The 22,584-nt window shown below is 72.6% G+C and carries 21 protein-coding genes, 1 pseudogene and 1 riboswitch; of the genes and pseudogenes, 11 read left to right on the top strand and 11 right to left on the bottom strand.

Translation table 11 applies throughout. The annotated features are described in order from the left end of the window. Positions 1–18 precede the first annotated feature (18 nt). From AQI88_RS05570 to thiO, 3 genes are all read right to left on the bottom strand, one after another. The gene (locus AQI88_RS05570) at positions 19–813 is read right to left on the bottom strand and encodes a thiazole synthase (RefSeq protein ID WP_066992757.1); all 795 of its coding nucleotides are present in this window, start codon (positions 811–813) and stop codon (positions 19–21) included. A gap of 3 nt (positions 814–816) precedes the next feature. Continuing rightward, a complete protein-coding gene (thiS, locus tag AQI88_RS05565; RefSeq protein WP_066992754.1) occupies positions 817–1,017 on the bottom strand; it encodes a sulfur carrier protein ThiS in 201 nt (66 codons plus the stop codon). Next, a complete protein-coding gene (gene thiO / locus AQI88_RS05560; RefSeq protein WP_066992751.1) occupies positions 1,014–2,174 on the bottom strand; it encodes a glycine oxidase ThiO in 1,161 nt (386 codons plus the stop codon). The genes thiS and thiO overlap by 4 nt, the downstream gene beginning before the upstream one ends. Beyond that, a riboswitch (TPP riboswitch) is annotated at positions 2,172–2,283 on the bottom strand. It overlaps the preceding gene by 3 nt. 53 nt (positions 2,284–2,336) lie before the next feature. On the opposite strand from thiO, the pseudogene AQI88_RS05555 reads away from it, so the two are divergent. The 6 genes and pseudogenes from AQI88_RS05555 to AQI88_RS05530 all read left to right on the top strand — a co-directional run bounded on the left by AQI88_RS05555 (position 2,337) and on the right by AQI88_RS05530 (position 7,115). Then, positions 2,337–2,583, top strand: a pseudogene (locus tag AQI88_RS05555) (avidin-fold protein). A 32-nt stretch (positions 2,584–2,615) separates the two neighbouring features. After that, positions 2,616–3,848 carry an NAD(P)/FAD-dependent oxidoreductase gene (locus AQI88_RS05550; RefSeq protein ID WP_079057403.1) on the top strand — a complete coding sequence of 411 codons (1,233 nt, stop codon included), beginning with the start codon at positions 2,616–2,618 and terminating at the stop codon, positions 3,846–3,848. A 142-nt stretch (positions 3,849–3,990) separates the two neighbouring features. Continuing rightward, on the top strand, positions 3,991–4,356 hold the full coding sequence (locus AQI88_RS05545; protein ID WP_066992743.1) for an Rv2175c family DNA-binding protein: 366 nt from the start codon (positions 3,991–3,993) through the stop codon (positions 4,354–4,356). Between the two features lie 90 nt (positions 4,357–4,446). Beyond that, positions 4,447–5,094, top strand: a complete 648-nt coding sequence (thiE, locus tag AQI88_RS05540; RefSeq protein ID WP_066992740.1) for a thiamine phosphate synthase — start codon at positions 4,447–4,449, stop codon at positions 5,092–5,094. 120 nt (positions 5,095–5,214) lie between these two features. Continuing rightward, complete coding sequence (metF, locus tag AQI88_RS05535; RefSeq protein WP_066992737.1) at positions 5,215–6,138, top strand: methylenetetrahydrofolate reductase [NAD(P)H]; 924 nt, start codon at positions 5,215–5,217, stop codon at positions 6,136–6,138. Between the two features lie 56 nt (positions 6,139–6,194). Continuing rightward, positions 6,195–7,115 (top strand): SCO2102 family sporulation regulator, encoded by a 921-nt coding sequence (locus AQI88_RS05530; protein ID WP_066992734.1) that lies wholly within the window; start codon positions 6,195–6,197, stop codon positions 7,113–7,115. 13 nt (positions 7,116–7,128) lie between these two features. Here AQI88_RS05530 and AQI88_RS05525 read toward each other — a convergent pair whose 3' ends face one another. The 4 genes from AQI88_RS05525 to AQI88_RS05510 all read right to left on the bottom strand — a co-directional run bounded on the left by AQI88_RS05525 (position 7,129) and on the right by AQI88_RS05510 (position 12,535). Beyond that, positions 7,129–8,640 (bottom strand): phytoene desaturase family protein, encoded by a 1,512-nt coding sequence (locus AQI88_RS05525; RefSeq protein WP_208615720.1) that lies wholly within the window; start codon positions 8,638–8,640, stop codon positions 7,129–7,131. A 394-nt stretch (positions 8,641–9,034) separates the two neighbouring features. Further along, positions 9,035–9,664: a TetR/AcrR family transcriptional regulator gene (locus AQI88_RS05520; RefSeq protein ID WP_066992729.1), complete on the bottom strand. Its 630-nt coding sequence runs from the start codon at positions 9,662–9,664 to the stop codon at positions 9,035–9,037. A gap of 47 nt (positions 9,665–9,711) precedes the next feature. Continuing rightward, the gene (locus AQI88_RS05515; protein WP_066992726.1) at positions 9,712–11,796 is read right to left on the bottom strand and encodes a YhgE/Pip domain-containing protein; all 2,085 of its coding nucleotides are present in this window, start codon (positions 11,794–11,796) and stop codon (positions 9,712–9,714) included. Beyond that, positions 11,768–12,535 carry an ATP-binding cassette domain-containing protein gene (locus AQI88_RS05510; protein WP_066992722.1) on the bottom strand — a complete coding sequence of 256 codons (768 nt, stop codon included), beginning with the start codon at positions 12,533–12,535 and terminating at the stop codon, positions 11,768–11,770. Before AQI88_RS05510 ends, AQI88_RS05515 begins: the two co-directional genes overlap by 29 nt. 167 nt (positions 12,536–12,702) lie before the next feature. Here AQI88_RS05510 and AQI88_RS05505 point away from each other — a divergent pair, with 167 nt between their 5' ends. The 3 genes from AQI88_RS05505 (at position 12,703) to AQI88_RS05495 (ending at position 14,828) form a co-directional block, all read left to right on the top strand. Next, positions 12,703–13,266 carry an SAV_6107 family HEPN domain-containing protein gene (locus tag AQI88_RS05505; protein ID WP_066992720.1) on the top strand — a complete coding sequence of 188 codons (564 nt, stop codon included), beginning with the start codon at positions 12,703–12,705 and terminating at the stop codon, positions 13,264–13,266. Between the two features lie 124 nt (positions 13,267–13,390). Then, complete coding sequence (locus AQI88_RS05500) at positions 13,391–14,161, top strand: methyltransferase (protein WP_066992718.1); 771 nt, start codon at positions 13,391–13,393, stop codon at positions 14,159–14,161. Positions 14,162–14,438: 277 nt separating this feature from the next. Continuing rightward, positions 14,439–14,828 carry a DUF3040 domain-containing protein gene (locus AQI88_RS05495; RefSeq protein WP_066992715.1) on the top strand — a complete coding sequence of 130 codons (390 nt, stop codon included), beginning with the start codon at positions 14,439–14,441 and terminating at the stop codon, positions 14,826–14,828. Positions 14,829–14,923: 95 nt separating this feature from the next. Here AQI88_RS05495 and AQI88_RS05490 read toward each other — a convergent pair whose 3' ends face one another. The 4 genes from AQI88_RS05490 to AQI88_RS05475 all read right to left on the bottom strand — a co-directional run bounded on the left by AQI88_RS05490 (position 14,924) and on the right by AQI88_RS05475 (position 20,532). Next, on the bottom strand, positions 14,924–17,311 hold the full coding sequence (locus tag AQI88_RS05490; RefSeq protein WP_066992712.1) for a transglutaminase TgpA family protein: 2,388 nt from the start codon (positions 17,309–17,311) through the stop codon (positions 14,924–14,926). Continuing rightward, on the bottom strand, positions 17,308–18,669 hold the full coding sequence (locus tag AQI88_RS05485; protein WP_066992709.1) for a DUF58 domain-containing protein: 1,362 nt from the start codon (positions 18,667–18,669) through the stop codon (positions 17,308–17,310). The genes AQI88_RS05490 and AQI88_RS05485 overlap by 4 nt, the downstream gene beginning before the upstream one ends. Then, entirely contained in the window at positions 18,669–19,709 is a 1,041-nt protein-coding gene (locus AQI88_RS05480) for an AAA family ATPase (RefSeq protein ID WP_066992706.1), read from the bottom strand. The genes AQI88_RS05485 and AQI88_RS05480 overlap by 1 nt, the downstream gene beginning before the upstream one ends. Before the next feature lie 274 nt (positions 19,710–19,983). Continuing rightward, complete coding sequence (locus AQI88_RS05475) at positions 19,984–20,532, bottom strand: beta-class carbonic anhydrase (RefSeq protein WP_066992704.1); 549 nt, start codon at positions 20,530–20,532, stop codon at positions 19,984–19,986. Between the two features lie 421 nt (positions 20,533–20,953). On the opposite strand from AQI88_RS05475, the gene rsmH reads away from it, so the two are divergent. Next, entirely contained in the window at positions 20,954–21,910 is a 957-nt protein-coding gene (gene rsmH, locus AQI88_RS05470; protein ID WP_079057402.1) for a 16S rRNA (cytosine(1402)-N(4))-methyltransferase RsmH, read from the top strand. Between the two features lie 82 nt (positions 21,911–21,992). Further along, positions 21,993–22,583, top strand: coding sequence for a cell division protein FtsL (gene ftsL / locus AQI88_RS05465; protein ID WP_066992699.1), 591 nt, complete (start codon positions 21,993–21,995; stop codon positions 22,581–22,583). The last annotated feature ends 1 nt before the right edge of the window (position 22,584 follow it).

Below are 22,584 nucleotides of genomic sequence, written 5' to 3'. Positions count from 1 at the left end.
GTGCGGACGGGCGTGCGACTAGAACGCAGGGCGTTCTGGATCGAGATGCGCGCGTCCCTCCGTCGGGGAGGAGGCCTCGGCGAAGTGCCGGCGCGGGATCCGCCCGGCCAGCCGGGCCAGCCGCCCCGCCTCCACCGCGTGTTTCATGGCGGCGGCCATCGTCTCGGGCTCCTGTGCCCGCGTGACGGCGGACGCGAGCATGACCCCCGCACACCCCAGCTCCATCGCCAGCGCCACGTCCGAGGCCGTACCGGCGCCCGCGTCCAGGATCACCGGCACGCGCGCGTGCTCCACGATCAGCTGGAAGTTGTGCGGATTGCGGATCCCGAGCCCGGACCCGATCGGCGAGCCCAGCGGCATCACCGCCGCACAGCCCACGTCCTCCAGCTTCCGGGCGAGCACGGGATCGTCGTTGGTGTACGGCAGCACCGTGAAGCCGTCGTCGACCAGCGTCTCCGCCGCGTCCAGCAGCTCCACCGGATCCGGCAGCAGCGTCCGCTCGTCGGCGATGACCTCCAGCTTGATCAGGTCGGTGCCCAGCGCCTCCCGGGCCAGCCGGGCCGTCAGCACGGCCTCCCCGGCGGTGAAACAGCCCGCCGTGTTCGGCAGCACCCGGATGCCCAGCTTCTCCAGCACCGACAGCACCGAGCCGTGCACCTCGGGATTGACCCGCCGCATGGCCACCGTGGTCAGCTCGGTACCGGACGCGACCAGCGCCCGCTCCAGGACGTCCAGGCTCGGCGCACCGCCCGTACCCATGATCAGCCGGGAGCCGAGGGGCACACCGCCGAGGACGAAGGGATCGTCGGCCATGGGTCAGCCTCCTTGGACGGCGGTGAGGATCTCCACGCGGTCTCCCTCGGAGAGGGACGTGAGCGGCCACTGCGCGCGCGGGACGACGGTTTCGTTGACGGCGGCGGCCACCCCGGAGGGCGCCACGGTGAGGGTCTTCACGAGGGCGTCCAGCGCGGTGCCCGGGGCGAGCCGGTGCTGCTCCCCGTTGACGGAGATGTTCATACGGGCTGCTCCATGAGTACGGCGCCGAAGCGCCTCGGCGTGAATGGACGGGCCTCGGCCGGCAGCTCGCCGCCGGTCAGCAGCTCCGCCATGACGTCCCCGGTGACCGGCGTGAGCAGCACGCCGTTGCGGTAGTGCCCGGTGGCCAGCAGCAGCCCGTCCAGGCCGGACGGGCCGAGCAGCGGCGCGTTGTCGGGGGAGCCCGGGCGCAGCCCTGCGCGGGTCTCGGTCAGGGGCAGCTCGGTGATGCCCGGCACCAGCTCATGGGCGTCGCGCAGCAGCTCGTACACGCCCCCCGCGGTCACCGTCGTGTCCCAGCCCAGCTCCTCGCTGGTCGCGCCGACGACCAGCTCGCCGTTCTCCCGGGGCACCAGGTAGACATGGCTGCCGCGCACCACGGCCCGCACGGTACGGCTCAGGAACGGCGCGTACCTCCGGGGCACGGTCAGGCGCAGCACCTGCCCCTTCACCGGCCGCACGGGCGGCAGGACGGCGTCCGGGACGCCCGCGAGGCGCCCGCTCAGGCTCCCGCCCGCGAGCACGACCTGTCCCGCGCCCAGCCCGGTGCCGTCCGCCGTGGTGACACCGGCGGCCCGGTCCCGTACGACGTCGAGCCGCTCGGCCCACGACCGGTGGAACCCCACCCCGGCCCGCTCGCACGCGGCCACCAGGGCCGACGCCAGCCGCCTCGGGTCGATCTGGTGGTCCCCGTCGACCCGCAGCCCGCCGCGCACGCCGGGCGCGAGCATCGGCTCCAGGCGTCGGCACTCCCGCCCGGACAGCCACTCCGACTCCAGGCCCGAGCGCTGTTGCAGGTCGTGCAGCTCGCGCAGATGGGCGCGGTCGTCGGCGTCCAGCGCGACGGCGAGCGTGCCGCAGCGGCGGTAGCCGAGGTCGTGGCCGGTCAGCTCGGTCAGCTCGGCCGCGAAGTCCGGATAGCGGCGGGCCGATTCGAGGTTGAGGGCGAGCAGCGTCTCCTCGCCGTAGTGCAGTTCGGTGACCGCGGCCAGCATCCCCGCCGCGACCCGCGCGGCCCCGCCGCCGGGCTCGGGGTCCACCACGGCCGTGGCGAGCCCGCGCTGCGCGGCACGCCAGGCCGTGACCAGGCCGATGATCCCGCCCCCGATGACGAGGACGTCGGACGTACGTGACGACATGGGCGTCCAGCCCCTCCCTTCGCCGGCATGACCCGGATCAGGTTCGTACGGTCGGAGGCCGCCAGCCTCCCTCTCAGCCCGGTGCGTCCGGGCTCCCGCGAGTGCTTGTACGGTGGCCACCCTAGCCCGCAGCGCTCGTCACCCGTAAGGGAGCCCCTGTCCGTGGCCCGCTCGCTCGACGGACTGATCCTGGCCCCCGTGGCGGACCAAGCCCCAGGTCAGGTGGGTACCAGCTCCCGGTTCGCGTACCACGAGAAGGACGGCGAGATCTGGGCCGAGTACGCGGGCGGCGACGTCGTACGCGGCCATCTGGCCGGCATCCGGGAGGGCGACCGGCTGGAGGGAGTGGGAGTCGCGGCCCGGCAGCGGCAGGAGCGTTGTGGAACAGGTCACTGAGCACGTCCGCTGACTGACGGATTGTCAGTTGTCTATGGTGATCGGGTGAGCGAGCAGACACAACAGCAGGGCACTGCACAGGGGCGGCGCGTGGTCGTCGTCGGCGCGGGCATGGCCGGGGTGCAGACCGCGGTGGCCCTGCGGGAACAGGACTACACGGGCACCGTGACCCTGATCGGCGCAGAGCCGCACCAGCCCTACGACCGGCCGCCGCTGTCCAAGGCCGTGCTGCTCGGCACGTCCGAGGGCTCCGCCTTCGACGTCGACTTCGAGTCGCTCGGCATCGAACTGCGGCTCGGCTGCGAGGTGCTGGGCGTGCGCCCCGGCGACCACGAGCTGGACACCGAGGCCGGGCCCGTGCCCTACGACGTCCTGGTCCTCGCCACCGGCGCCGAACCGATCACCCTGCCCGGCACCGAGGGCGTGCCCGGTGTGCACCTGTTGCGCACCCTGGACGACGCCGAACGGCTGCGGCCGGTGCTCGCCCGGCAGCACGACATCGTGGTCGTCGGCGCCGGCTGGATCGGCGCCGAGTTCGCCACGGCGGCCCGGGAGGCGGGCTGCGTGGTGACCGTCGTCGAGGCCGCCGACCGTCCGCTGGCCGGTGCGCTGCCCGCCGAGGTCGCCGCGCCCATGACCGCCTGGTACGCCGACAGCGGCGCCGAGCTGCGCACGAACGCGCGCGTGGAGCGCATCGAGCCCGGCGTGGTGGTGCTGGCCGACGGCACGCGGCTGCCCGCGGGCGCCGTCGTGGTCGGCATCGGCGCGCGCCCCGCCACCGCCTGGCTGGCCGGCTCCGGCATCGAGCTGGGCGTGCACGGTGAGGTGGTGGCAGACGCCCGCCTGCGCACCTGCGCCGAGGACGTGTACGCGGTCGGCGACTGCGCCTCCTTCCCCTCGGCCCGGTACGGCGCCCGGCTGCTGGTCCACCACTGGGACAACGCCCTCCAGGGGCCGCGGACGGTCGCCGCGAACATCCTGGGCGAGACCCCCGCGGACTACGACCCGGTGCCGTACTTCTGGTCCGAGCAGTTCGGCCGGTTCGTCCAGTACGCCGGCCACCACCCCGCGGCCGACCGCCTGGTGTGGCGCGGCGACCCGGCGGATCCGGCCTGGACCGTGTGCTGGCTGCGCGAGGACCGGCTGGTGGCCCTCCTGGCCGTCGGCCGACCGCGTGACCTGGCCCAGGGCCGCCGTCTGATCGAGGCGGGCCGCCGCATGGACCCCGAGGTGCTGACGGACCCGGCACGGCCCCTGAAGGACGCCACGGCCGACTGATCAGTGTCCTTGGAGGAACTGTCCTTAGGGGAACTGTGCGACCAGCCACGACGGACCCGCAGGTGACCGACGTCACATCGCGGCACCCCCAGCGGAGCGCCTCGGCTTCCGACTGTCAGTGGGGGATGGCAGGCTTGTTCCCGTGACCGAGATTGACGCAAAGATCGATGCTCTCGTCCCCGCCTGGCTCACCGTCCCCGACATCGCCGAGCAACTCGGCGTCGACGTGACGCGTGTACGGCAGCTGGTCAAGGAGGGCCAGCTCGTCGCCGTACGCCGAGGCGAGAACAGGGCACTGCACGTCCCCGCCGCCTTCATCGACGGGGACAAGGTCGTCAAGGGCCTGTTCGGGACCCTGACGCTCCTGAGGGACGACGGCTTCACGGTGGAAGAGATGATCGAGTGGCTCTTCACCCCCGACCCGACCCTGCCCGGTACCCCCGCGCAGGCCCTGAGCGAGAATCGCGGCACGGAGGTGAAGCGCCGCGCCCAGGCGCTCGCCGTCTGAACCGACCCGCACCTCGGGTGGCGTACCGGCCATGGCCCGTACGCCACCCCCTCGCACACCCATGGACACCGACCACGGGGGGATCCACCCATGTCCGACACCGCCCGCAGCGGGCTCGCCGACGCCCGCCTCTACCTCTGCACGGACGCCCGCAGGCGGCAGGGCGACCTCGCCGAGTTCCTGGACGCGGTCCTGGCCGGCGGTGTCGACATCGTCCAGCTGCGCGACAAGGGCATGGAGGCCGCCGAGGAGCTGGAGCACCTCAAGGTCTTCGCCGACGCCTGTGCCCGGCACGGCAAGCTGCTCGCGGTCAACGACCGGGCCGACGTCGCCCATGCCGCCTCCGCCGGCGTGCTCCATCTGGGCCAGGGCGACCTCCCGGTCCCCGCGGCCCGCGCGATCCTCGGCGACGACGTCCTGATCGGCCGCTCCACGCACGCCGACTCCGAGGCCGCCGCGGCCGCCGTCCAGGAGGGCGTGGACTACTTCTGCACCGGCCCCTGCTGGCCCACCCCCACCAAGCCCGGCCGCCACGCACCCGGCCTCGACCTGGTCCGGTACACCGCCTCCCTGGGCACCGACCGTCCCTGGTTCGCCATCGGCGGCATCGACCTCGCCAACCTGGACGAGGTGCTGGACGCCGGTGCCCGCCGGGTGGTCGTGGTCCGCGCCATCACCGAGGCCGACGACCCCGGGGCCGCCACGGCGGAGTTCGCGAAGCGACTGCGGCAGGCCTAGCGCCCGCCTGACAGGGTGTGTGTCCAGGTTTTTGTCCAAGGGGTGGACAGGAAGGCGACAATTCGGGCAAATTTACGGTTCTCGGTTGGGGGACCGCCCGCCCCTGGTTAACCTGCCGGTATGGCCCTCGGAACCGCATCCACCAGGACTGATCGCGCACGCACCGTGCGCGACATTCTGGGTACCGGCAAGACGACGTACTCGTTCGAGTTCTACGCGCCGAAGACCCCCAAGGGTGAGCGGAACCTGTGGAACGCGCTGCGGAGGGTCGAGGCGGTGGCCCCGGACTTCGTCTCCGTCACCTACGGCGCCGGCGGCTCCACGCGCACGACGACGGTCAAGGAGACCCAGCAGATCGTCGTCGACACGACGCTCACACCGGTCGCCCACCTCACCGCGGTCGACCACTCCGTCGCCGAACTGCGCAACATCATCGGCCAGTACGCCGACGCGGGCATCCGCAACATGCTCGCCGTGCGCGGTGACCCGCCCGGCGACCCGATGGGCGACTGGGTGCCGCACCCGAGTGGCCTCACGTACGCGGCCGAACTCGTCCGGCTCATCAAGGAGTCGGGCGACTTCTGCGTGGGCGTGGCCGCGTTCCCGGAGATGCACCCGCGCTCCCTCGACTGGGACACCGATGTCGCGCACTTCGTCGACAAGTGCCGTGCGGGCGCCGACTACGCCATCACCCAGATGTTCTTCCAGCCGGAGTCGTATCTGCGGCTGCGTGACCGGGTCGAGGCCGCGGGCTGCGACACCCCGGTCATCCCCGAGATCCTGCCGGTCACCAGCGTGAAGATGCTGGAGCGGCTGCCCAAGCTCAGCACCGCGCTGTTCCCGGACGCCCTGAAAGAGCGGATCCTCACAGCGAAGGACGATCCGGCGGCGGTACGCTCCATTGGCATCGAGTTCGCCACGGAGTTCTGTGCACGGCTGCTGGCCGAGGGAGTGCCAGGACTGCACTTCATCACGCTCAACAACTCCACGGCGACCCTGGAAATCTACGAGAACCTGGGCCTGCACCACCCCCCGCAGGCCTAGACCGGCCGCACCGCCGTACGACACACTGCGTAGCGGCCACTGGGAGAGGGGCGTACATGGGCTGGACGGTCCTCTACATCGCGTTCGGCATCGTCGCACTGTGGTTGCTCGGCGAGGTGCTGCTGCAGTACAAGGCGCGGCTGCGCTGGCGGCTGCTCGCGTTCGCGGGCTTCCTCGGTGTCGTGGTGGGCGTGCTGATGCCGTCCGTCGTCGTCATCGGCCTGGGCGCGATCGCCTTCGCGGTCGGCCAGACCTACGTCACGCTGTCCTTCCGCCGCGGCTTCGCCGCCGGCTGGGCGGTCAAGCGTCCCGACGCCGCCCCCGAGGGCGTCAGCAGCAAGCGCCGCCGCGGCAAGGCCGACCGCCACGAGCCGAGCCTCGAGGTCTCCGACCTGGAGGCCGCCGAGGGCGACGACCGGAACGCCGACTACGGCCGTGACCAGCTCGCCTACGGCGACGACGACTACGACCGCGACGACGTCTTCACCCCGGCCCGCTCTCCCGAGCCCACCGCCGCCGAGACCACCGCCGTCTACGAGCCGCAGCCCCTGCCCGAGGACACCGGTTCCTACGGCGTCTACGGCGACACCGCCTATGCGGGCGCCGCCCAGCCCCAGGGCGCCGACCAGAACTACGCCTACGACTACTCGGGCTACGCCCAGCAGGGCTACGGCTACGACACCGGCGGCCAGCAGGGCTACGCCAACTACTCCGACCCGTACATCGGTTCCCAGCCCTACGGCGGCGCCTCGTACAACACCGGCTACGACCAGCAGTACGGCCAGCAGGGCTACGGCCAGGACCCGTACGCCACCGGCGGCTACGGCGAGTCGACGGCCGGCGGGGCGTGGGTCCCGCAGCAGCGCACCGACGAGACCCACGGCGGCGAACTCCCGCAGGAGCAGCCGTACCCGTACCAGGGCAACGGGCAGCAGCCGCAGCCGGGCGCCGGGTACGACGAGAAGTACCGTTTCTGAAGCCCGGCTCCGCTCACTGGGAGCCGCGGAAGTCCGGGCCCTCCACGATCAGCCCGGCCACCAGCGCGCCCGACATGCCGGCATGGGGGAGTCCGCCGCCGGGGTGGGACCAGCCGCCCACCCGGTACAGACCGGGCAGGCGCGTGGTGTTCGCCGGGTGCAGGAAACGGCCCCCGCCGGCGGCGAGTGCGGGAGCGGGCACGGCCCCGAAGCCGGCGCCCGTCTCGTTCTCGGTGTGCTCGGGTGTGCGCACCTCGTGCCACAGCAGACGCTCGCGCAGCCCCGGCACCGCGGACCCGGCGGCTTCGAGGAGAAAGTCCGTGTAGCGCCGGACCGTGCCCGCGTCCTCCCAGGCGGCCTCGGTCGACACCACGGCGGACACCACGACGGACTCGTGCGCGTCGTCCGGTCTGAGCGCCGGGTCGTCGGGGCGCAGCACGGTCACCGTGGGACACACGGGCTCGTCGCCGCCGGGAGATACCAGGAAGTCCAGCTCGGTCTGGGAATCCGGTGCGTGGACGACCGTGCGGTGGGCGGCTCGGTCCTCGCACCCGCCGCGCAGAGCCAGCAGGGCGGTGAACCGTCCGGGCGGGGGTGAGACCGGGTCGGGCCGCACGTCACCGTCCTCGTCCAGCGGGAACTCCGTCAGGGCCCGCAGCCGCGCCGGGGCCACGTCCGCCACGACATGGTCCGCCTCGGCCACCGTCCCGTCGGCCAGCTCCACCCCCACGGCCCGGCCGTCCTTCGCCACGATCCCCGTGACCTCGGCACCGAAGGAGAATTCCACCCTCCGTTGCACGCACCGCTCGTACACCGCGCGCGCCAACTCCCTTATGCCGCCGTGCACATACCAGGTGCCGAAGGCGTGCTCCATGTACGGCAGTACGGCGGCGCTCGCCGGAGCGGTCCGGGGATCGAGGCCGTACCCGAGCACGTGGCTCTCCAGGAGAGCCGCCAGGCGCTCGTCACGCAGCTCCCAGGCGCCGATCTCGGCCGGTGTTCCCGCCCGGCGCGTGCGCAGCAGGCGCTTGTGCGGGACCGACGGATACGGCTCCTGCTCCGCCAGCACCTGCCAGTTCGGCCACAGGGGTTCCTCCAGCAGGGGCCGGCGGGTGCGGTCCCAGGCCTCGCGAGCCCGCACCAGGAAGTCGCCCCAGCGCTCGCCCGCCCCCGATCCCAGTGCTTCGTCCAGGGCCGCGACGACACCCGCGCGCGAGGCGTTCGGCAGGGACACCTCCGTGCCGTCCGCGAAGACGTGCCGCGCGGCCGGGTCGACCTGGACCAGCTCGACGACGTCCTCCAGCGGCTCCTTGCCGGTCTTGACGAACAGATCGCGGTACACGGCGGGCAGCGTCAGCAGCCCCGGGCCGGTGTCGAAGCCGAACCCGTCCCGCTCGAAGCGGCGCACCGCGCCGCCGTACGTCTCCGTACGCTCGTACACCGCCACCCGGTGGCCCGCGACGGCCAGCCGGGCAGCGGCCGCCATCGCGCCCATCCCGGCGCCGATCACCGCAATCCGTGCCATGCCTGCGACTTTATCGACCGCCACCGACAATCCGGTCCGCGGGCGGCCCCGGCGACCGGGCCGGCGCCCTGGGCACCCGTACGGGCGCCTGAGTATCCGTACCTAGGTGCCGAGATGAGTACGCGCGCGGATGGGCCACGACCTGCGGGAACGGGAGAGTGGAGGCACGGCAGGGGGCGCGGGCCGAAACCGCCGACACGGGGCGGCGGAACGGCGCGCGTCCTGGCCGCTCCTTCCGCCGATCCGTCGGCGGAAGCGAGGCACGGGGGACCCGGGGCAGACCACCACGGGGGACCATCGGGGGAAAACCGTACGGGGAGTACGGGAAGTACGGGGGAGTGGGAAGGCGCCGGTCCGGCAGCGGACCGGCGCCTTTCTCGTGCTCCCCGGGTGCTCAGCCCTTGCCGCTCACACGCCCCTGGAGCAGCCGGGACAGGGCCGCGTGAACGTCGTCCAGGGAGCGCTCCGGCTGGAAGGACTTCCAGTCCAGCGCGGCCACCAGGACCATGCCGACCAGCGCGGCCGCGGTCAGCTGGACGTCGATCTCCTCGCTGAACTCGCCGGCCGCCACGCCCTCGCGCAGCACCCCCTCGACCACGGCCACGGCCTCCTGCCGCACCACCATCAAGGTGGACTGCCAGGCGCGGTTGGTGCGCCACAGCTCGGCCACGTACAGCTGGGTGAAGGCCGGGTAGCGGTCGATGAAGACCAGGCCCGCGCGGACCATCGCGTCCAGGGCGTCCACCTTGCTGCCGCCCTCGGCCGCGGTCCGCTCGGCCGCCTCCCGCAGGGAGGCGGTCAGGAGGCCCACGCCGTGCCGCAGCAGCTCCTCGAAGAGGACCGACTTGCTCGCGAAGTTGTAGTAGACCGTGCCCTTGGCGACGCCGGCCCGCTCGGCGATCTCGTCCACCGTGGTGGCCGAGAAGCCCTGCTCGGCGATGAGTGTGACGGCCGCTTCGTAGAGCTTCTGCCGGGTTGCCTCGCGACGCGTGCTGCCGCCGGACGTGGCGCTGCTGCTTTCCATGGCCCTGATTCTCACAGGTACGCGCGCGTGCGGGGCACGCTTGGCGATCACAGGCTCAGCTCCGGGTGCAGCCGGTCCAGCGTCCACACCTGGCGGCGCCGGGCCGCGAGCGCGGTGAGCGCGAGGGCGCCCGCGGTGAACGCGGCCAGCACACCGCACGCCTGCCAGACCGGGCCGAGCCCGCCGCCCGTGATCAGCCGGCGCAGGGCCGCCACGATGTAGCTCATCGGCAGGAACGGGTGGATGGCGTTGAAGAAGCCCGGGCTGGTCTGCACGGGATACGTGCCGCCCGCCGAGGTCAGCTGGAGCATCAGCAGCGCCAGGACGAGGATCCGGCCGGCCGCGCCGAAGCGGGCGTTCAGCCACTGCACGATCGACCCGAAGCAGGCCGCCACGAGGAACAGGAAGCCGACCGTGCCGGCCGCCCGCGCCATCTGCAGGCCGATCGCCCAGTGCAGCACGGACATCAGGGCGGCCGTCTGCAGCACGCCCACCGCGACCACCGGCAGCCAGCCGGCCAGCGCGATCCGCCAGGCCGGCGAACCGGCCGCCAGGGCACGCCGGTTGAGCGGCGGGATCAGCATGTACGCCACCATCGCACCCACCCACAGGGACAGCGGGATGAAGTACGGGGCGAACCCGGTGCCGTAGTTCGGCGCCTTGTGCAGATCGTGGGAGGCGAGCTGGACCGGGTCGGCCATCACACCGGTGCGCTGGTCGCGGTCCTGCTTGTCGTAGTCCGGGATCTTCTTCGCGCCGTCGTGCAGACCGCCGGCGAGCTTCCCGGAGCCGTCGACCAGCTTGTACATGCCGCCGTTGAGGGTCTCGGCGCCCGACGCCGCCGTGCCGATGCCCTGGTCCAGCGTGGCCGAGCCGGTCTGCGCGGTGCCGAGCCCGGAATGCAGCTTCTTCGCGCCCGCGGCGACCTCGGCCGCGCCGTCGTTCAGCTTGTTGATCTTCTTGACGGCGTCGTTCACGTCCGTGTACAGGTGCGGCGCGCGGTCGGCGAGGGCCTGGGCCTGCTTCTGGAGCGTGCCGAGGTTGTCCTTCAGCGTCTTGAGGTCGCCGTCCTGGTCGGCGATCAGGGTGTTGAGGTCGTCGGCGACGGTGGCCACGTCGGCGGCCGCCTGCCTGGCCTTCTTCAGGTCCGGGCAGACGGGGTCCGGGACGGCCGCGGTCTCGCAGCGTGCCCGGTATACCTCGTCCAGGACGGCCGAGGATGCGTGGGCGGTCTTGGCGGCGCCCGGCGCGAGCTTGACCAGGACGTCGAGGTTGTGCCGCACCGCCTGGGCCGAGTCGGCGACCAGCTGGGCCGTGTCCCCGATCGTCTTCCCGTTGTCCCTCAGGAACGGGCCGGCCTTCTCGTAGACGCCGTTGACGTTGTCGGCGAGCGTCCGGGTGCCGTCCGCCACCTGCTGCGAGCCGTCCTCCAGGTCGCCCGCGCCCGTGTTGAGCTTCTTGAGTCCCTTGGCCAGTTTGCCGCTGCCGCTCTTGGCGTCCTGCAGCCCGTCCGCGAGGTCCTTGGAGCCCTTCTCCGCCTTCCCGATGCCGCCCTTGAGCTTGTCGGCGCCCTTGGCGGCCGTCACCGTCTTGTCGTGGATGCCGGAGAACGAGATGAAGATCTTGTCCAGGAAGGTGCGGGACGCTTTGGTGGACGCGGCCGTGCGGACCTCGTTGAAGACCGTCCGGGAGATCTGGCCGACGATGTAGTTGTTCGCGTCGTTCGTGCGCACCCTGAGCGCGCTCGTCTCCGGGGAGCCGCCCGAGCTGGAGGCGATCCGCTCGCTGAAGTCGGACGGCATGGTCAGCGACAGGTAGTAGGTGCCGTCCTCGACGCCCCGGCGGGCCTCGGCATCGCTCACCTGGTGCCACTCGAAGGCCCGGCTGTCGCGCAGCCCGTCGACGATGTCGTCGCCGGCCGTGACCTTCTTCCCGCCCGCGGTGGCGCCCTTGTCGTCGTTCACCAGGGCCACCGGGATGCGGTCCAGCCGGCCGTACGGGTCCCAGAACGACCACAGGTACAGGGCGCCGTACAGCAGGGGCAGCACGAGCAGCGCGACCAGGGCGGCGCGCGGCAGCTTCCCCCGCCCGAAGCGCCTCAGCTCAAGCGCGGCCAGCCTCGGCGAGCGCATCGGCCTCCTCCTTCTGGTCGCTCTTGTCGTTGCTCTGGCGGGTGGGATCGCTGTTCCGGCGGGTGGGAACGCGAACGCAGTCCTCGGGGGCGGTGCGGCACACGGCCACGACCGTCGTCCCCGCGCGCGTGAGGGACCGCAGCAGGTCCCAGACCTCGGCGCGCTCGGCGTCCGAGAGCTTCAGGTCGACATCGTCGACCCCGAGCAGCCGGGGCCGGCCGAGGAGGGCCAGCGCGATGGACAGGCGCAGCTCCTCCAGCCGCTCCAGGTCGCGTACGGCCGTCCGGGAGCCCTTGGGGAGCGTCTCCGGGGCGAGTCCGGCGGCGGCCAGGGCCGCGTCGACGCGCAGCCGTGCCTCGTGGGCACGCTGCGGACGGGGCCGCAGCAGCTCACGCAAGGTGTCCCCGAACCTGCGCTGCAGCAGGGCCCGTTCGCGCAGGTGCTCCCCGACGGTCAGGGCCGGTTCCAGGTCGGTGACACCGGCCACGTTGGCCACGGCGCCGACGCGGCGCACGGCCGCCATGTGGCGGGGAAGTGCGATCCCGCCCACCGTCGCCGCTCCCGCGGTGGCCTTCATCCGTCCCGTGAGCGCGAGCAGCAGACTCGTACGGCCGGAGCCGGACGGTCCCTCGACCGCGATCAGTGAGCCGGGCTCCGCGTCGAAAGTGATGTCGCAAAAGGCCCACCCCCGCGGCCCCTTGAGCCCGAGGTCCTCGGCTGTGACGTCCACGCCGTCCACAAGCCCCCCTGCCTGCTTGCCATTCTTTGAACTGACTGGTCAGTGCAAAAATACGCCCGAACCTGCGAGCGAGGCAAAAGCCCAGGTCAGAACGGATTGTCAGTGCCATACCGCACGATGGGCACATACGGCACCTGTGCCGTCACCCAGACGACAGGAGGTTCGTCATGGCCAACTCCTCCGCAGCCGCCGCCCACCGGCGCCGCGCCACCGGCCCTGCCCCCTCACTGACCGGCCCGGCGAGCGATGTGCACCCCGTGCTCCGCCGGGCCACGGCCCCGCCCGCAGTCCTCGACCTGCTCGCCCAGGCCCGGGCCGGCCTCGACGAGGCCACCGTCCTGGAATCGCCCAACGAGCGCTACGCGACGGCCCACCTCGCCGCCCTGCGCACCGCCGCCGCCGTCCTCGCCGCCCGGGGCCGCCCCGAGACCTCCCCGCGCCGCCGGGCCCGCATCCGCAGCGCCTGGGAGGTACTCCCCGAGATCGCACCCGAACTGACCGAGTGGAGCGCGCTCTTCGCCTCCGGCGCCGCCCGCCGCGCCCGCGCCGAGGCCGGCATCGACGGTGCGGCCGGACAGCGGGACGCCGACGACCTGATACGCGACGTGGCGATGTTCCTCCGGATCGTCGAGCGGATGCTGGTGCTCCAGCCCGTCCTGCCCCAGCCCCGCCGGGACACCGGCGAGCAGGACACCGCGAGCACCCGCGGCGACCTCCCGGACGCGGGCTGACCACCGATGGTCCGCCGTGTGAGACGCCCAGGGGTGCATGCCGCCACGGTGACCGGGTACGGCACCGGAGGCAATAGGGTGGAGGTCGCCTGAAGCCTTCCGCCCTGCCGAGGAGTCAACTGCCGTGTCGGACCCGATGCGCCCCCGCGCCTCTCTCCGTACCGCCGTGGTCTGGGAGGTCCTCCAGGACGCCCTCGACCGCCGGGTCAAGGCCACGGGGCGGGAGTCGCTGGACGTGCTCGACACCGGAGGCGGCAGCGGCAACTTCGCTGTGCCCCTCGCCCGCCTCGGCCACCGCGTCACCGTCGTCGACCCCAGCCCGAACGCGCTGTTCGCGCTGGAGCGCCGCGCCGCCGAGGCCGGCGTCGCCGATCGGGTCAGGGGTGTCCAGGGCGACGCCCACGGCCTGTTCGACGTGGTCGAGCGCGGCGGCTACGACGCGGTGCTGTGCCACGGCGTCCTGGAGTACGTCGACGACCCCGCCGAGGGCGTCCGCAACGCGGTGGCCGCGCTGCGCTCCGAGGGCGTCCTCAGCCTGCTCGCCGCCGGGCTCGGCGGCGCCGTCCTCGCCCGGGCCCTCGCCGGTCACTTCAAGGAGGCCAAGCAGGCCCTGGAGGACCCGGAGGGCCGCTGGGGCGCCGGGGACCCGATGCCGCGCCGCTTCACCGCCGAGCAGCTCACCGCGCTGGTCGAGGGCGCGGGCCTGAAGATCGGCGCCGTGCACGGCGTACGGGTCTTCGCCGACCTCGTGCCCGGCGTCCTGGTGGACACCGAGCCCGGTGCGCTCGACGCCCTGCTGAAGCTGGAGGCCGCCGCGGCCGAGTTGCCCGCCTTCCATTCCGTCGCCACCCAGCTCCATGTGCTCGGTGAGACGCCGGGTGCCGCGGAGGCCTGAGTGCCTCCGCGGCACCCGCCGCTGATCAGGCGCTCGGCAGCAGATGGAGTACGCCACAAGACGCCCGATCGAGCGGTTTGCGCCGTATGATCGAGCTATACCGACCGGCATGACGGGTCGGCTGCCGGGGAATGGAAGCCTCAGCGAGCCGGACCCACCATGGCGGATTTCGGTTGGCCAATTGGCGTAGAGGGGCGGGTTTCACGGGGGCGATTCCCTGCCTATCCTGAAGGGACCCCCCGGGTCGCCCCGGCGACTGCACGATGAGGAGGACTCCGTGCCGCTCTCGGAGCACGAGCAGCGCATGCTCGAGCAAATGGAGCGAGCGCTGTACGCCGAAGATCCCAAGTTCGCGTCGGCGCTTGAGGGAAGTGGGCTGCGGACGTACACCCGGCGGCGGGTCTACCAGGCGGTCGCGGGCTTCCTCGTGGGTATCGCGCTCCTCATGGCCGGAATGGTCGCACAGCAGATCTGGGTCAGCGTGGTGGGTTTCCTCGTCATGCTGGGCTGCGCCGTACTCGCCGTCACGGGCTGGCGGAAAGCCCCCAAGCCGGGTGAGCAGCCCGCCGCGGGCGCCCCGCGCCGCCAGGCACGGCAGAAGCGCTCCGTGATGGACCGGATCGAGCAGCGCTGGCAGCGCCGCCGGGACGAACAACAGGGCCACTGACCGCACGGCGGTTTCAGCGGACAACAGCAGACATGCGTGAGGGGTGATCACCTGTGGGTGGTCACCCCTCACGCATGTCGTGCTGCCCTGAAACCTCAGCCCTGCTGGCCCGAAGGCCTGCGCAGCGTCGGCCGGGCCGCCACCGCACGGGCCCTGAGCGCCGCCGACCAGGCCGACACCGCCCACAGCACCCGGACGGCCGAGCGCGGTGCGAACCGCGCCCGCAGCCGCGTCGGCCCGCTCACCGTGCCGTTCAGCGCGGCGATCACCTGGCGCACGTCCTCGGCCAGGCCCGCCACCGGGCGCGGCCGGGGCGCGTACAGCACCTGTTCCACCGCGTCCGCCACCCGGTGCACCGCGGCACCGGCCGTCGCATCGAGATGGCCCAGCCGGACGATCCGGGCGGCCGCCTTGCGCGGCGTCTGCGACTCGTCCGGCAGGACGCCGACGTCCCAGGCGCTGTCGGTCAGCTCCTGCCAGGCTGCCAGCGTGTGCGCCGCCGCGCCCTCCTCGGTCCGGGCGTGCGCGCCGAGCCGTAGCGACCGCACGCGCGCCCGCCACAGCAGGGGCGACAGCGGAACCGCCAGGACGGCCAGGACACCGAGCCCGGTCAGCACGTACCACAGCCAGCGCCACGTGCCGCCGCCACCGCTCGCCTGCGCCACCGCCGCGGACGGGCTGTCACAGGCGTCGAGCTTGCGCAGCTGGGCCGTGCAACTGTCGCTCGGCGAGGGGGCCGCCGAGGGCGCCGTGGACGAACCGTGGGACGGCAGGGCCTCGTCCGGCAGCGAACTGCCGGGCGTGTCCGACTGGGTGTACGACGGCGTGGTGCCCCGGGTCGGGGTCGGCTCGAAGCGGGTCCAGCCCACGCCCTCGAAGTACAGCTCGGGCCAGGCGTGCGCGTCCTTCAGGGTCACCGAGACCGTGCCGTCCGCCTGCGGGGTGCCGGGCGCGAAGCCCACCGCCACCCGGGCCGGGATGCCGAGTGTGCGGGCCATCGCCGCCATCGCGAAGGAGAAGTGGACGCAGAAACCCTGCTTCTTCTTCAGGAAGTTGGCAATCGCGTCCGGGCCGTGGCCGACCTCCACCTGGGTGTCGTACTGGAATCCGCCGGTCACGGCGAAGTAGTCCTGGAGCTTGACCGCCTCGTCGTAGTGGCTGGCCGAACCCGCGGTGATCTCCTTGGCGGTCTGGGCCACCACCTTCGGCAGCTTGGACGGCACCTTGGTGTACTCGCGCTTCAGGGCCGCCGGCGGCTGCGGCGCGTCGGCCAGCTGCCCGGCGGACGGCTGCACGTCCAGGCTGGTCACCTGGTAGGTCTCGCCGCGTGTGTTCTGGCCGTGGTCGCCGACGAGCGTCATGCCGACCGGTTCGTAGCGCCAGTTGCCGCTGACCCTCACCCCGCTCGGCGGGTACGGCATCGGCAGCCAGTCCTGCGCGTACCAGTCCGCCGCCGTGATCGTCGACTTCACGGTGGTGCGCTTGACGTCCGTGCTCAGTCCGATGGGCGTGGGGAGGAGGTCCGGCAGGCCGGTGATGTGCCGCTGGGACGGCTTCCAGGTCGTGCCGTCGAAGTCGTCCAGGGACACGATCCGCAGGTACATGTCCGAGAGGTCGTTGGCACTGGTCTTCACGGACAGCACCTGGCGGTCGTTGTCCACGTTCAGGCTGTCGCGCAGCGACACCAGGGGGTTGACCGCGGAGATCGTGCCGCCGTTCCCGTGGCCCGCGCCGACGCCCGTTCCCGCGGCGTCCAGCAGGCCGCCCTGCATCGCGGGCAGGGCGAGCGGCACCACCAGGGCGACGCCGAGGGCGACCGCGCCGATCCGGCGCCCGGTGCGCACCGGGGCCACCGCGCCGCTCTCCGGGTCGCCCGGGATGCGAGGCGCGCCGCCGAAGACGCGGCCCCACTGGGCCAGCCGGTCCCGGCCCTCGGCGAGCAGCAGCATCAGATAGCCCGCCGCCGCGACCAGGAACCACAGCCAGTCGGCGGCGCCGTGGGACAGCCCGGCGGCCACCGAGTACAGCGCGAGCAGCGGCAGACCGGCCGGGGCCGCGCTGCGGAAGGTCACCGCGAGGGTGTCCACCAGCAGGCCGATGCCCAGGACCCCGCCGATCAGCATCAGCTTGATGCCGTCGGTGAGCGGTGCCGGTATCGCGTACTGGCTGACGTCGTTCGAGCCCTGCTGGAGCAGGTCGGCGAAGTACCGGAAGGCGTCCGGGCCGGGCACGAGCCCGATGATCGCCTGCTGCCGGGCGAAGACCAGGGTCAGCAGCATCAGCGTGACCAGGGCCTGCGCCGCCACGGTCAGCGGCCGCGCCAGCGGCACCCGCCGGGCCGCCGCACCCACCCCGGTCTGCACGGCGACCAGCAGGACCGCCTGCAGCAGCCACGTGGGCCGGTCGACCAGGGGCAGCAGTGCGCACGAGGCCATCAGCGTGGCCGCGGCGGCGCACAGCGCCAGTCGTGCCCGCCCGCTCATCCCAGTGCCTCCCCGCTCACGGCGGCCAGGCCCGAGCGTTCCCGGTCCGCCTGCCGCCACAGATCGTTCAGCGAGGCGCCGCGCGGCACGCTCAGCGCCGTCCAGCCCGCCTCGCGCAGCATGCGCAGCCGTTCCTCGTGTCTGTCGCCCGGGCCCGGCACATCGGTCGCCTCGCGCACCCAGATGTCGGGGTCCAGTACGAAGGCGACCGCGCCGCCGCTGCGCTGGCGCATCTTGGCCACCACCGCGGCCTGCTCCTCGTCGAGATCGCCCAGGAAGGCGACCAGCAGCCCCTCGCTCCCGCCGCGCAGCACGTCGTACGCCCGGGACAGGCCCGTGCCGTCGGAGTGGTCGATCACCGCGAGGGTGTCCATCATCAGCCCGGCCGCGTCCGCCGTCTCCTGCCCGGCGCCCGCGAACCCGTCGGCGCCCTCGCCGGGCACCGAGCTGCCGCTGTCCGTCAGCAGGCGCACCGAGAAGCCCCGTTCGAGCATGTGCACCAGGGCCGACGCGGTGCCGGAGACGGCCCACTCGAAGGCCGAGTCGGGTCCCGCGCCCTCGTAGGCGATGCCCCGGGTGTCCAGGAGCACCGTGCAGCGGGAGCGCCGCGGCTGCTCCTCACGGCGCACCATCAGCTCGCCGTAGCGCGCCGTGGAGCGCCAGTGGACCCGGCGCAGGTCGTCGCCGTAGCGGTACCCGCGCGGGATCACGTCGTCCTCGCCCGCCAGGGCCAGCGAGCGCTGGTGCCCGTCGCCGTACCCCTTGGCCTCGCCGCTGAAGCGGACCGGTGCCAGCGGGTCCACGCGCGGGATGACCGTCAGCGTGTCGAACGTCGAGAAGGACCGGGTCAGTTCGCACATCCCGAACGGGTCGGTCAGCCGCAGCTGCAACGGCCCCAGCGGATAACGGCCCCGCAGGTCCGAGCGGACCCGGTAGGACACCTCGCGGTGGCCGCCGGGCTCCACCCGGTCCAGCACGAAGCGGGGCCGCGGCCCGAGGACGTAGGGCACCCGGTCCTGGAGCATCAGCAGGCCCGTGGGCAGCCGGGAGACGTTGTCCATCCGCAGGTGCACCCGGGCCTCGCTGCCGGCGGGCACGCGCGCGGGGGAGAGCCGGCGGCTGCCCGCCACCCGGTAGCGCGTGCGGTACAGCACCGTCGCGCAGAGCAGGGGCAGCACGGCCAGCAGCAGGCCGACCCGCAGCAGATCGCTCTGGCCCAGCACATACGCGCAGATCGCGGCCGCGATCCCGGCCGCCAGGAAGGAACGTCCGCGGGTGGTGAGCCCCGCCAGGGCCGTACGGACGCCGCCCGTCTCCCCGCGGTCGGCCTCCGCCTGCCCCGTCCCCCCGGCGCTCATCACAGACTCCGCGGGGGCTGCTGCGGATAGGCCGGAATGGTCCGCCCCAGTCCGCCGAAGCCGCTCTGCGCCTGCGGAGCCGCGGGCACCGGCGTGCGCTGCAGGATCTCCTGCACCATCTGCTCGGCCGTACGGCGGTTGAGCTGGGCCTGGGCGGTGGGCAGCAGCCGGTGGGCGAGGACGGCGACGGCGAGCGCCTGGACGTCGTCCGGCAGCGCGTACTCCCGGCCGGCGAGGGCGGCGGCCGCCTTGGCCGCGCGCAGCAGATGCAGCGTCGCGCGCGGGGAGGCGCCGAGTCTGAGGTCGGGGTGGGTGCGGGTGGCCGCGACCAGCTCGACCGCGTACCGCCGCACCGCCTCCGAGACGTGCACGCCGCGCACCGCCTCGATCAGCTTCACGATCTCGTGCGCGTGCGCCACCGGCTGCAGGTCCTCCAGCGGGGAGACACCGCCGTGCACGTCCAGCATCTGCAACTCGGCCTCGACGCTCGGGTAACCGACGGAGACCCGGGCCATGAAGCGGTCGCGCTGGGCCTCGGGCAGCGGGTAGGTGCCCTCCATCTCGACCGGGTTCTGCGTGGCCACCACCATGAAGGGGGTCGGCAGTTCGTAGGTCTGCCCGTCGATGGTGACCTGCCGCTCCTCCATGGACTCCAGCAGCGCCGACTGGGTCTTCGGCGAGGCGCGGTTGATCTCGTCGCCGATCACGATCTGGGCGAAGATGGCGCCCGGTTTGAACTCGAAGTCCCGGCCCTGCTGGTCCCAGATGGACACCCCGGTGATGTCCGAGGGCAGCAGGTCGGGCGTGAACTGGATGCGCCGCACCGAGCAGTCGATGGACCGCGCCAGCGCCTTGGCGAGCATCGTCTTGCCCACCCCGGGGACGTCCTCGATCAAGAGGTGTCCCTCGGCGAGCAGTACGGTCAGCGAAAGCCGTACGACCTCGGGCTTGCCCTCGATCACACCCTCCACCGAACTGCGGACGCGCTCCACAGTGGCAGTCAGATCAGTGAGGCTCGCTCGATCGTCATAGGTCGTCACCCGGCCCTCCTCGGCCCGTTCTTACTCGGGCCGACGCTCTGCGATGCGAAACCGGCCCACCCCGAAACACGGACACCGCGCGGAAATAGTTCCGCGCGACGCCACACCCCCGCATTCTTGCTGCCGTTACCGATTCGTGTCACTCGACTGTGGACAACTGCCCGCACGATGTCGGTCTTACGGCCATTTCGACCACCGTTTTCGATGCCGGCGGCGGAATGTGTGCGTACGGCGGGGTGTTCGGGGCGGGCCGGTGCGCCTGGTCGGGCCGGGCTCAGGCCGGGTCGATCTCGCGCAGCAGGCCCGTGTGCACATCGAAGACGAAGCCGCGCACGTTGTCGGTGTGCAGCAGGAACGGCGAGGTGCGCACCCGCTGCATGGACTGGCGCACGTCCTGGTCGACGTCCCGGAAGGACTCCACCGCCCACGCCGGGCGCTGGCCGACCTCCATCTCCAGTTCGTGCCGGAAGTCCTCGGTGAGGGACTCCAGACCGCATCCTGTGTGGTGGATCAGGACGACGCTGCGGGTGCCGAGCGCCCGCTGGCTGATGGTGAGGGAGCGGATCACGTCGTCGGTGACGACTCCGCCCGCGTTGCGGATGGTGTGGCAGTCGCCGAGCTCCAGACCGAGCGCGGCGTGCAGGTCGAGTCGGGCGTCCATGCAGGCCACCACTGCCACGTGGAGCACGGGACGGGCGTCCATGCCGGGGTCAGTGAAGGCGGTGGCGTACTGCTGATTGGCCTCCACCAGGCGGTCGGTCACGGTGCCGTCGCTGGTTATGGCGCCTTCGGATCCAGTGGGAACTGCTGCGGAAGTCGTCATACTCATGACGTTACTGGTCACCTCCGGTCCCGGCCTGCTGTGAGAATGGGACAAAGAACGTCATCGTGGCTTGTTGTGAGCTAACCCATACGGAGGGCAAACGGTGACCGCACGGGTGAATCCGTTCGAATTGCGGCTCCCGCCGGGATGCGGTACGCGACGCGCAGGCCGGTTGATTGACCGCGCGACACGGTGGACTAAAGTGACGCGAAGCGGGAGACGCGGCTCTCCCTGCTGGTGAAACCCCTGGAGATCCCGGCACCCGCCCGGACCGTCTCCCCACGTGCGCGGCGCGTACGTACGGCTCGGCCTCCTCCCGCTCCCGGTCGGCTGACGCTTCCGGCGCCGGCAGGCCTCCCCTTCACCGAGCGGGCGGGGACCCGGCGGTGCGTACGGCCCGCGCCGGAACTGAGAGGCCCCCTTGAGCCAGAGTCGACACGTCCCGGTGATGCTCCAGCGGTGCCTGGATCTGCTGGCGCCCGCCCTGGAGCGGCCGGGAGCGGTGGTCGTCGACTGCACCCTCGGCCTCGGCGGCCACAGTGAGGCGCTGCTGACCCGGTTCCCCGAGGCGCGGCTGATCGCCCTCGACCGGGACAAGGAGGCGCTGCGGCTGTCCGGTGAGCGGCTCGCCCCCTTCGGTGAGCGCGCCACCCTCGTGCACGCCGTGTACGACGAGCTGCCCGACGTACTGCACAGGCTCGGCCTCGCGCGCGTGCAGGGCGTCCTGTTCGACCTCGGCGTCTCCTCCATGCAACTGGACGAGGCCGACCGCGGCTTCGCCTACGCCCAGGACGCCCCCCTCGACATGCGCATGGACCAGACGACCGGCATCAGCGCGGCCGACGTCCTCAACACCTATCCGGCGGGCGAGCTGGTGCGGATCCTGCGCGCGTACGGCGAGGAGAAGCAGGCCAAGCGGATCGTCTCCGCGATCGTCCGCGAGCGCGAGAGGGAGCCGTTCAGCAACAGCGCGCGGCTGGTCGAGCTGATCAGGGACGCGCTGCCGCAGGCCGCCAAGCGCACCGGCGGCAACCCGGCCAAGCGCACCTTCCAGGCGCTGCGGATCGAGGTCAACGGCGAGCTGTCCGTCCTGGAGCGGGCGATTCCGGCTGCCGTGCAGGCCCTCGGCGTCGGCGGACGCATCGCGGTGCTGTCGTACCACTCACTTGAAGACCGGCTGGTCAAGCAGGTGTTCGCGGCCGGTGCCGCGTCCACCGCCCCGCCCGGTCTGCCGGTCGTGCCCGAGCGCTACCAGCCGCGGCTCAAGCTGCTCACGCGCGGTGCCGAACTTCCCACCGAGGAAGAGATCGCCGTGAACCGCCGGGCTGCTCCGGCGCGGCTGCGCGGCGCCGAGCGCATCAGAGAGGAGGCCGAGTGAGCGAATCGGGTCGGTTGGGTTTCCGAACCCGTCGGAGGGCCGGTGGCGCCCCCGGCTGCTCATCTGTGCCGGCGGAGGGTCAGTGAGTAGGAAACCCGAACTGAGGGGGAGGGCCGCCCGGCTCGCCCGGCTCTTCCCGGCCGGCCGCGCCCGCGCGGCCCGCGCCCCGTTCGTCCTCCTCGTCGTCCTGCTGCTCGGCGGCGGCCTCATCGGGCTGCTGGTACTGAACTCGGCACTCAGCGAAGGCTCGTTCAAACTCGACGCCCTGCAGAAGCAGACGAAGAACCTCACCGACGAGGAACAGGCCCTCCAGCGGGACATTGACGCCTACTCGTCCCCCGACGCCCTCCAGCGCCGCGCGCGCCAACTCGGCATGGTCCCCGGCGGCGACCCGGCCTTCCTCGGCCCCGACGGCACCGTCAAGGGCGTACCGGGCGTCGCGAGCCCCGAGCCCGCCGCCTTCACCGCCCCGGTCGCCCCCGAGGTGGTCGCCCCGGTGGCCCCCGAGGTGGTCGCCCCGGCCGCCGGCCCCTCCCCGGCACCCTCGGTCACGCCGGCCCAGCCGCTCGTCACGCCCACCCCCTCGGCCCCGGCCCCGGTGACCACCCCGACAGAGGCGGTGGCGCCGCTCTCCACCCTCCAGCCCGCGCCCACCCCGACCCCCGGCAGGTGAC

Source organism: Streptomyces cellostaticus (genome assembly GCF_001513965.1).
GTDB classification, from domain to species: Bacteria; Actinomycetota; Actinomycetes; order Streptomycetales; family Streptomycetaceae; genus Streptomyces; species Streptomyces cellostaticus.
Note: the sequence above shows the minus strand (reverse complement) of the source record. Positions and strands in the feature narration are given on the sequence as shown.